General features: G+C 67.8%; 12 protein-coding genes. 3 read left to right on the top strand and 9 right to left on the bottom strand.

Annotated elements, in window-relative coordinates:
• Together AC1DZ6_RS20145 and AC1DZ6_RS20140 are read right to left on the bottom strand one after the other, a co-directional pair.
• Positions 1–839: gluzincin family metallopeptidase (locus tag AC1DZ6_RS20145; RefSeq protein WP_477098912.1), on the bottom strand; the 839-nt coding region annotated here is incomplete at its 3' end.
• Positions 840–921: 82 nt separating this feature from the next.
• Complete coding sequence (locus AC1DZ6_RS20140; protein ID WP_477098911.1) at positions 922–1,575, bottom strand: hypothetical protein; 654 nt, start codon at positions 1,573–1,575, stop codon at positions 922–924.
• A 176-nt stretch (positions 1,576–1,751) separates the two neighbouring features.
• Between AC1DZ6_RS20140 and AC1DZ6_RS20135 the strand changes: the two genes are divergently transcribed.
• Positions 1,752–2,153, top strand: a complete 402-nt coding sequence (locus AC1DZ6_RS20135) for a hypothetical protein (protein WP_477098910.1) — start codon at positions 1,752–1,754, stop codon at positions 2,151–2,153.
• 4 nt (positions 2,154–2,157) lie between these two features.
• Here AC1DZ6_RS20135 and AC1DZ6_RS20130 read toward each other — a convergent pair whose 3' ends face one another.
• Positions 2,158–2,370 (bottom strand): hypothetical protein, encoded by a 213-nt coding sequence (locus AC1DZ6_RS20130; RefSeq protein ID WP_477098909.1) that lies wholly within the window; start codon positions 2,368–2,370, stop codon positions 2,158–2,160.
• A 189-nt stretch (positions 2,371–2,559) separates the two neighbouring features.
• On the opposite strand from AC1DZ6_RS20130, the gene AC1DZ6_RS20125 reads away from it, so the two are divergent.
• Positions 2,560–4,035: a sigma-54-dependent transcriptional regulator gene (locus tag AC1DZ6_RS20125; RefSeq protein ID WP_477098908.1), complete on the top strand. Its 1,476-nt coding sequence runs from the start codon at positions 2,560–2,562 to the stop codon at positions 4,033–4,035.
• A 13-nt stretch (positions 4,036–4,048) separates the two neighbouring features.
• Here the strand turns inward: AC1DZ6_RS20125 and AC1DZ6_RS20120 are convergent, their stop codons facing one another.
• From AC1DZ6_RS20120 to ykgO, 6 genes are all read right to left on the bottom strand, one after another.
• Positions 4,049–4,414, bottom strand: a complete 366-nt coding sequence (locus tag AC1DZ6_RS20120; protein WP_477098907.1) for a hypothetical protein — start codon at positions 4,412–4,414, stop codon at positions 4,049–4,051.
• A gap of 264 nt (positions 4,415–4,678) precedes the next feature.
• Positions 4,679–5,035, bottom strand: a complete 357-nt coding sequence (locus AC1DZ6_RS20115) for a hypothetical protein (protein WP_477098906.1) — start codon at positions 5,033–5,035, stop codon at positions 4,679–4,681.
• A 147-nt stretch (positions 5,036–5,182) separates the two neighbouring features.
• Positions 5,183–5,452 carry a nucleoid-associated protein GapR gene (gapR, locus tag AC1DZ6_RS20110; protein WP_012284942.1) on the bottom strand — a complete coding sequence of 90 codons (270 nt, stop codon included), beginning with the start codon at positions 5,450–5,452 and terminating at the stop codon, positions 5,183–5,185.
• A gap of 95 nt (positions 5,453–5,547) precedes the next feature.
• Complete coding sequence (locus AC1DZ6_RS20105) at positions 5,548–6,417, bottom strand: NAD(P)-dependent oxidoreductase (protein WP_477098905.1); 870 nt, start codon at positions 6,415–6,417, stop codon at positions 5,548–5,550.
• A 174-nt stretch (positions 6,418–6,591) separates the two neighbouring features.
• Positions 6,592–7,209: an HAD family hydrolase gene (locus AC1DZ6_RS20100; RefSeq protein WP_477098904.1), complete on the bottom strand. Its 618-nt coding sequence runs from the start codon at positions 7,207–7,209 to the stop codon at positions 6,592–6,594.
• Positions 7,209–7,334 carry a type B 50S ribosomal protein L36 gene (gene ykgO / locus AC1DZ6_RS20095; RefSeq protein WP_099447304.1) on the bottom strand — a complete coding sequence of 42 codons (126 nt, stop codon included), beginning with the start codon at positions 7,332–7,334 and terminating at the stop codon, positions 7,209–7,211. The genes AC1DZ6_RS20100 and ykgO overlap by 1 nt, the downstream gene beginning before the upstream one ends.
• Before the next feature lie 499 nt (positions 7,335–7,833).
• Between ykgO and AC1DZ6_RS20090 the strand changes: the two genes are divergently transcribed.
• A partial coding sequence (locus tag AC1DZ6_RS20090) for a lytic murein transglycosylase (RefSeq protein WP_477098903.1) occupies positions 7,834–8,475 on the top strand: 642 nt, incomplete at its 3' end.

The raw sequence follows: 8,475 nt of genomic DNA, 5'->3' as shown, positions 1-8,475 counted from the left end.
GGATAGGCCTCGACCACCGCCTGCTCCAGGGCGTCGACCGCGTCGGCGTCGACCTCGTTGGCCAGGTGGCGCGACTGGGCGGGGCTGTCGAAATGCCGCCAGCGATCCTCGACCTGTTTTTCGAAGGCCAGGGTGTTCATGACCAAGCCTTGGGTCGAGGCGCGTTCCTCCAACGCCTTGGCCAGGCCGTCGGCGGCCGCCTTGCGGCGCTTACCATCCGGGTCGGACAGGCGGTTCAGCGCCTCGGGCAGGGTCAGGCTTTCCTTGCCGACCTGGGCGGTCAGCTTGGCCAGGGTCTCGTCATAGAGCCGCACCCAGTTGCTGACGGCCGGGCCGCGATCGACGATGTAGCGTTCCAGGTCCGGCGTCAGCTCGTGCGGACGCGACAGGCGCAGGCGGCGCAGCCACGGGATCCAGCGGACGGCCGGCGGAAAGGCCTTGAGCGCCTTCTCCAGCTCGCTGTCCTCCAGCTGGTTCAGTTCCAGCGAGAAGAACAGGCTCTCGGCCGCGATGGCCGAGGAGCGGGCCCGCAGGTCGGCCTCGAACTTGGCCCAGGCCGGATCGTCGCGGGCGGTCGAGGCGGCCAGGCCCGCATAGGCGCCCACGCCCCACAGGCCGTTGGTGGCCTGCTCGTAGAGCTTGATCCCGCGATCCAGCAGCACGCCCAGGCGCTCTGGCTCGTTGCGGGCCTGCAGGAACAGGCCCTCCAGCGAGGCCAGTTCGTCGTTGGCGGCCTTGGCGGCGGCCAGGTCGGTCTCGATCTTCGGATCGTCGCGACCGGCATAGAGGTCGGCGAGATTCCACTCGGGCAGGGCGTCGGTCTTGAAGGGCGCGTTCATGGCCTCGGATATGGCCCTGTCGAAAGACGCGCGCAATCGTGGCCTTGGCTTTCGTTGGGAGCTTTCCGCGGTCGTTGGCCGCTCAGCGCCCCCGCCGTTCGGTCTGATCCATCAGCCAGGCGAACAGAGCCGCCAGCAGGTAGGCCGACAGCGAGGCGATCACCATCTGCGGCGCGCCGCCGGTCGGCGGGGCCAGGATGCTGAGCATTTGCATGCTGATCAGCAGGACGACGAACAGCGGGGTGCTCCAGCCGCTATGGCCCTGCAGGCCGCGCCGCCAGCCCCAGGCCGTCGCGGCGACCGCCAGCAGCCCCATCTCCAGCGCCTGTTCGGGAACCGGATGATTCCACCAACCCAGTCCCACCTTGGGCCCGCCGAACCCCAAAGGCAGGTCGGGCCGGTGGACCAGGAAATCCAGCCCCCAGTGCGACAGCACCACCAGCCCCACGGTGATCGCGGCGGCGCGCGGCAGCTTCAGCAGGAATCGCGCGGCCAGGCCGGCGGCCAGCGCCCAGGCCAGGACGGCCGGCAGGCTGTGGGTGTAGGGCATGTGCGACAGGATCAGCGGGCTGCCGGGCAGCCGCGGATCCAGGCTCATCGTCTCGACGCCGATCAGCACCAGGCCGCCCCAGGCCACGTCCACCAGCTGGGCGCCCAGCACATAGGTCCAGAACGGCGCCTTGGGCTGAACGGCTTTCGCCGCCAGAGCGGCCGCGTAGTGCCCAACGAACATCATCCCCTCCCACGCCACACCTATTGAGTGCAGGCTAGGTCGGATCGCCACACGTGAACAGCCGCCCGCTCGGGAGCCGGCAAAGACGTCCGCATTACCGCGAATTAAAGGACGCGCCGGCGAGTCGCGCCCTAGAATACCGCCGGTCGACGAAGGGCCGTCGATGAGGGCAAATCTCCATGATCAAGGTCGCCGCTTCCGCCGCTCTGGCCGTGGGCCTTGTCGCCGCGCCGTCGGCGATGGCCGCCGACCAGCCCCAGCAGATGGGCTGGTTGGCCCAGACCATCCGCAGCGTCGTGGTCTTCCACAGCTGCACCGAGCGGCTGAAGGAAAAGTTCGCCATCGGTCCGCTGAACGGCATCGAGGTCACCGACATGGACACCGCCGGCGCGGCGCCGTCCGGGGCCATGGACGTCAGGTTCGAGGCGACCACCACCGAAAAGAAATCCGGCCGCAAGAGTCACTTCGTCGGCGTCTGCCACGTGGGCCGCGAGGGCGAGACCCGCATCGACGCGCGCATGGTCAGCCAGAACGGCGGCGGCGTGGTCCGCCGCGTGCCGCCCGGCAGGATCGCGGGCTAGGCGCCTAGGCCGCCGTCAGGGCCGCGACTATCCGTTCGAACATCGCCACGTTCGTTCTTTGATGCTCGACCACGCCCGAAGTGATTTCCTGGGTGGAGCCGTCCGGCATCTGGAGGAGCGCCTTCACCCCGCCGGCCCCGAACAGGTCGATCTGACGAAGGGCCTCGGCCCCTTGATTCCGGCACCATTCGGCCAGGTCGTGCGCCTCTGAACCCATGCTTCGTCCTCCTGCATCCGGTCGTGGCGGCGGGTCGCGCCGCGCCCGATCGTCACACCTCGTTAAGGGCGACCGTTAACGCCTGACTCACGTCTCCGAAACCCGGTCTTTACCCCGTGGCTGTATCACTCTGAACCAACAAGAGCCCTGTCCCATGTCGGACGCGGCCGGTTCTAACGGGTGTCTGCAATGACCAAGACGGTTCTCGTCGTCGACGACGATCCGACTCAACGGCGGCTGATCCAGGCCGTCCTCGAGCGCGAAAGCTTTTCGGTCTCGCACGCCGAGAACGGCGACGCGGCCATGGCCCATCTGGCCAGCGGCGCGCCCGTCGACGTGGTCCTGCTGGATCTAGTCATGCCGGGCTTGTCGGGCCAGGACACCCTGAAGGAAATGCGCGCCCGCGGTTTCGTGCAGCCCGTGATTGTTCTTACGGCGAGCGGCGGCGTMGACACCGTGGTCAAGGCCATGCAGGCCGGCGCCACCGACTTCTTCATCAAGCCGGCCAGCCCCGAGCGGATCACCGTCTCGATCCGCAACGCCCTGTCGATGGGCGACCTGAAGGGCGAGGTCGAGCGCCTGACCAAGCGCGCCGGCAACCGCACCACCTTCGCCGACCTGATCGGAACCTCGCCCGCCATGACCCTGGTCAAGCGCATGGGCGAGCGCGCGGCCAAGTCGTCGATCCCCATCCTGATCACCGGCGAGAGCGGGGTCGGCAAGGAGCTGATCGCCCGCGCCGTGCACGGCGGGTCCGACCGCGCGGGCAAGCCGTTCGTGGCCGTCAACTGCGGCGCCATTCCGGAGAACCTGGTCGAGTCGATCCTGTTCGGCCACGAGAAGGGCAGCTTCACCGGCGCCACCGACAAGCACCTGGGCAAGTTCAAGGAGGCCGACGGCGGCACCCTGTTCCTGGACGAGGTCGGCGAACTGCCGCTGGACATGCAGGTCAAGCTGCTGCGCGCCCTGCAGGAAGGCGAGATCGATCCGATCGGCTCCAAGCGCTCGCAGAAGGTCGATGTGCGCATCGTCTCGGCCACCAACCGCGACGTCGCCCACGCCGTCGAGCAAGGCCGGTTCCGCGAGGACCTCTACTATCGCCTGAACGTCTTCCCGATCGAGGCCCCGTCCCTGCGCGAACGCCGCGAGGACATCCCCGCCCTGGTCGAGGCCTTCATCCGCCGCTTCAACGTCGAGGAAGGCAAGCGGGTGGTGGGCGCCGCGCCGGAGACCCTGCAGCACCTGATCGCCTTCGACTGGCCGGGCAATGTTCGCCAGCTGGAGAACGCGGTCTATCGCGCCATCATCCTGGCCGACGCCCCCTATCTGCAGCCCTACGACTTCCCGGCCATTTCGGGGATCGTGGCGCCGCTGCCCGAAGCCGTCGCCACGGGCGCCGCCCAGCCCGACCTGCCGGCGGTGCTGCAGGCCGCCCACGCCGCCATGGCCCGCGCCCCAACCCAGGACGCGCCCGTGCGCATCCTCGACGACCGCGGCCACCTGCGGACCCTGGAGGAAATCGAGCGCGACCTGATCCAGCACGCCATCGAGGTCTATGCCGGCCACATGTCGGAAGTGGCCCGTCGCCTGGGCATCGGCCGCTCGACCCTCTACCGCAAGGTTCGCGAGCAGGGCATCGAGATCGACCTGAAGGAAGCGTCGTAGCGGGCGGCGCCGATCAGGCGCTGATCGCCATCGGCGTCGGCGCCTCGGCCGGCTCGGTCTCGGCCGGCTCCTCCGCCCGGACCCATCCCCCGTTGCCCAGCACCAGCAGGATCATCTCGCGGGCCGAGCGCGGCTTGCGGCCGCGCCGCGACGGCGCGCCGTGCGCGAAGCTGGCCGGTTCGCCGTCCACCCGCCCTTCAGGGACCTGCTCGGCCAGTCCGCCGCGTTCGATCGCGCCCAGCGCCAGGCTGAGCGCCCGCAGCTCATCCTCGAACGGCGCCTGGGCCCGCCGCTGGGCCTCCAGCATGCGCGCTTCCAGATCGGCCTTCCGCCGCAACAGATAGTCGTAGATCGTGGTCGCCATCTTCGGGCTGCCCATGGAAGGCGTGAGACTCCCCACCGCGGTCACGCTGTCGCGGCGTCAGTCGCAGCCATTTTCTACGGCGCGGACGGACGATAAAATCGATTAAAAGCAATACTTTACGCGCTGACCAAATGTCCGCTCGTTTCGTTACCGAAATCCTAACGGCGCACTTCAGCAATCACTGTTTGGTGAAAAACGGGGACCATTTTCGCAGGGTTCGGGGGATTCCCAGGCGCCGACTGCGGGATTCGCCCTAGACCGAAGCTTGGCCGCAACTGTCTATTCGCCGTCCGACCCGGTCGAGGATTCGGGAGTTCGCCCTGCCCGGACGGTGCCGCGACGGCCGAATCCCTTGCCGCGCGACATCGGCTTGCGCTCGCCCTTCGCCTTGGCGGCGATTTCCTTGAGCTTGATGGTCTGGTTGACCGACATGGCCTGGCCGGCGCCGCCCTTTTCGGGATCGCCGAACGCCCGGCCATAGGTCTCGATGCGCTGGGCGACCGAGCCCAGGAACTCGCCCTCCCACTCCGACAGCTCGATACCGGCGAGGTCGGCCGTGCGCTTGGCGCGCTTGAGGGCGTTCAGAGCGGCCTTGCGCGCTTGAGCACGGGGATCGGGCGGCTTCTTGGCGCGCATGCGGGCAGACTAGCGGGCGTCGGCGGCGCGACGCACGCGGAAAAACGAGGGCTTCAGTCGTAGAGCGAGGTGGGGACACACACTCGCGGCAAGGCCACGGCAAGACTGACCCAAGCCGCGGGGCGAGTGTGTGTCCCCAAAGCCGTCCTAGATCTCGCCGATGGCCGACAGGTACAGGTCCAGGATCGCGTCCTCTTCCTGGCGCTTGGCGCGGTCGGTCTTGCGCAGGCGGACCACCTTGCGCAGGATCTTGACGTCGAAGCCGTTGCCCTTGGCTTCCAGGTAGACTTCCTTGATCTGCTCGGCGATCTCGGTCTTCTCGACCTCGAGGCGCTCGACCCGGTCGATGATGCTCTTCAGCTGACCTTGGGCGGTGGAGTTGAGCACGTCGGCGTGCGGGGCGGCGTCGTCAGCCATGAAGATATCTCGCAAAAAGCGGGGAAATGAGAGGCGCGGAACCTAGTGGCAACGGGCCATTAGTGGAAGGCCGATTCCCCCCTCTCCTTCTTATTTTAACGCCCTTCCACACGTCCGCGCGACACTTCGGCCAGGGCGGCCAGATCGGGGGTTTCGCCCTCGCCCGCCAGCAGGGCCTCCAGGCCGCTCTCGACCAGATCGGCCAGCGGGAGGGCCAGCCCCTTCTCGTCGCCGGCGGCCTGGGCCAGGCGGACGTCCTTGAGGGCCAGGTCGGCGGCGAAGCCCGGCGGATGGTAGCGCCCCTCGGCGATCATGGCGCCGTAGATCTTGTAGATCGGACTGGCGAAGATGGTGCTGGTCAGCATGTCCAGYAGGTCGGCCGCCGCCACGCCGTGGGCCGCGCCCAGGGCCGTCGCCTCGCCCATGGCCTCGACGGCCGAGACGATCATCAGGTTGCCGGCGATCTTGACGGCGTTGGCGCGGACCGGGTCCTCGCCCATCGGCCAGACCTTGACCGCCAGGGCCTCCAGCACCGGCAGGGCCGTCGCCACGGCGTCTGGCGCGCCGGCCGCCAGCACGTTGAGCCCGCCGGTCCGGGCCACCGGCGGTCGGCCGAACACCGGCGCGGCCACATAGCCCAGCCCCAGCCCGGCGTGCGTCTCGGCCAGCTCCCGCGCGAAGGCCGTCGAGATCGTGGCCAGGTTGACGTGGACCAGGCCGGGACGGGCGCGCGGCAGGCCCGGCAGCAAGGCGTCCCGGATGGCCTGGTCATGCGCCAGGATCGACAGGACGATGTCGCCTTGCAGCGCAGCCTCGACGCTGTCGGCCACCAGGGCGCCTTGGGCGGCTAACTCGACCGCCGGTCCGGGCGAGCGGTTCCACACCGTCACGGCGTGGCCCTTCTCCAGCAGGTTCTCGACCATGGCCTTGCCCATGGCCCCCAGGCCGATGAAACCGATGTTCATGTCGTCGCTCCCGAGATCCTTCTCCCCTTGCGGGAGAAGGTGTCGGCGCAGCCGACGGATGATGGGTCGCAAGGCGTCGACGCCCAGCGTGACCGTTCAACTGGTCGCGGCGGCCACGGTCTTCAACCCCTCATCCGGCGCTTCGCGCCACCTTCTCCCGCAAGGGGAGAAGGATCAGAGCAGACCGTGCTTTTCCACGACCGGCCTCAGCATCGCCGGATCGGTAAAGTGGTGGGTGTGAAAGCCCAGGGCGGCGGCGGCCTCGATATTGGCCAGGCTGTCGTCGACGAACAACAGGTCGGCCGGATCCAGCCCCGTGCGCTCCAGGACGATCTGGTAGATGCGCGGCTCGGGCTTGATGACCCGCTCCTCGGCCGAGACCACGGTGTCTTGGAAGTGGCGAAAGGCGGGGCTCATGGCCTGGATGCCCGGCCAGGTCTCGACCGACATGTTGGTCAGGCCAAACTGCGGCACGCCGCGCGCGGCCAGGTCCTCGATGACGGACTCGGTCTCGGGAATCGTTCCCGACAGCATCTCGGGCCAGCGGTCCCACCAAGCGGCGATGTGCTCGGCGTGGTGGGGGTGCTGGGCGCTAAGCGCGGCGATGTTGTCGGCGAAGGTCACGCCGCGATCCGTCGCCGCGTGCCAATCCAGGGTCCCGACATGCGAAAGGAACCGGTCGAGATCGGCCGGTTCCTTGAAGATCTTCGCGTAGAGCGTGCGCGGATTCCAGCGCACGATGACGTTGCCGACGTCCCAGAGCAGCGCCCTGGGAGGCCGCGCAGGCGTCATTAGCCTTGCTTGGCTTTGAAGCGCGGGTCGGTCTTGTTGATGATGTAGATCACGCCCTTGCGGCGGACCAGCTTGCAATCGCGGTGACGCGACTTCAGCGACTTCAGCGAGCTACGAACCTTCATGACCGTCTCTATACTTCAGCGGAGAGGTTCGCGGCCGCCATGTGGCGAAAGGAACATCCGGGATGTTTCGGAGGGCAGGCGTATAAGCAGGACAGGGGGAGGAGTCAATGCGGGCTAGCCTGGTCGGGGCAGCTTGTAGCGAATAGTCAGGGAAGCGCCCCTGCCTTTCTCGGGCTCGGAGATGACTTGGTCACCAGCTTTGAGCTCCTTTTCCATGACGTCACAGCAGGTTGGCATTCGGTGGTTCGTCCCCGGATAGCCACCGAGTTTTCGATGCAGTTCACCTGAATTCACTTCAACTGCGCTCGCACCTCGGGCTCGTGCAGCACGAAATTGCCCAAACAAACTGGATCGAAATTCATCGCTGGACGGCATCGCAGCCTCACATCGCTAAATTGCGCAATCAGATTGAACATGATCCACAACAGGGAGCGCAACCTTAACCGCTCTGTCGCCCTTGTGATTGCAGCCTTCATGCGGAACCCGGTAGCCTGCCACCATGGATAGACGCGTTTTCCTCGTTCTGCTGCTGGCCGGTTGCGCCGACACCTCGGCCAACGCGCCCCTGGCGCCGTCGGTCGCCCCGCCCGCGCCGCCGCGCGTGCCGCCGCCCGCCCCCGCCGCGCCCAGCGCCGATCCGGGCGCCTCGGGTCAATCGGTGGGCTTCGACGCCTGGCTGGCCGCCTTCAAGCAGAAGGCCCTGGCCGCCGGTCTGACCCAGCAACTGCTGGACCGCGAACTGGACGGCGTCACGCCCGACCCGAAAGTCATCTCGCTGGACGGCCGTCAGCCCGAATTCTCCAAGCCGGTCGGCGACTATATCCGTGGCGTGATCAGCGACGACCGCGTTGCCGTGGGCCGCGACAAGCGCCAGACCCTGGCCTTCCTGCCCGAGGTGGAGAGCCGCTACGGCGTGCCGCGCGACATCCTGCTGGCCGTCTGGGCCATGGAATCGGCGTTCGGCAAGATCCAGGGCAATTTCGACGTCGTGCGCTCGATGGCCAGCCTGGCCGCCGACGGCCGCCGGCGAAACTGGGCCGAGGGCGAGCTGATCGCCGCCCTGAAGATCATCGCCTCGGGCGAGGTCACGCGCATGCAGCTGAAGGGCTCGTGGGCCGGGGCCATGGGCCAGACCCAGTTC

This window comes from Caulobacter sp. P1_B12_2 (assembly GCF_056406675.1).
The sequence above is the reverse complement of the archived record's forward strand: the minus strand, read 5'-3'. Positions and strand labels throughout refer to the sequence as shown.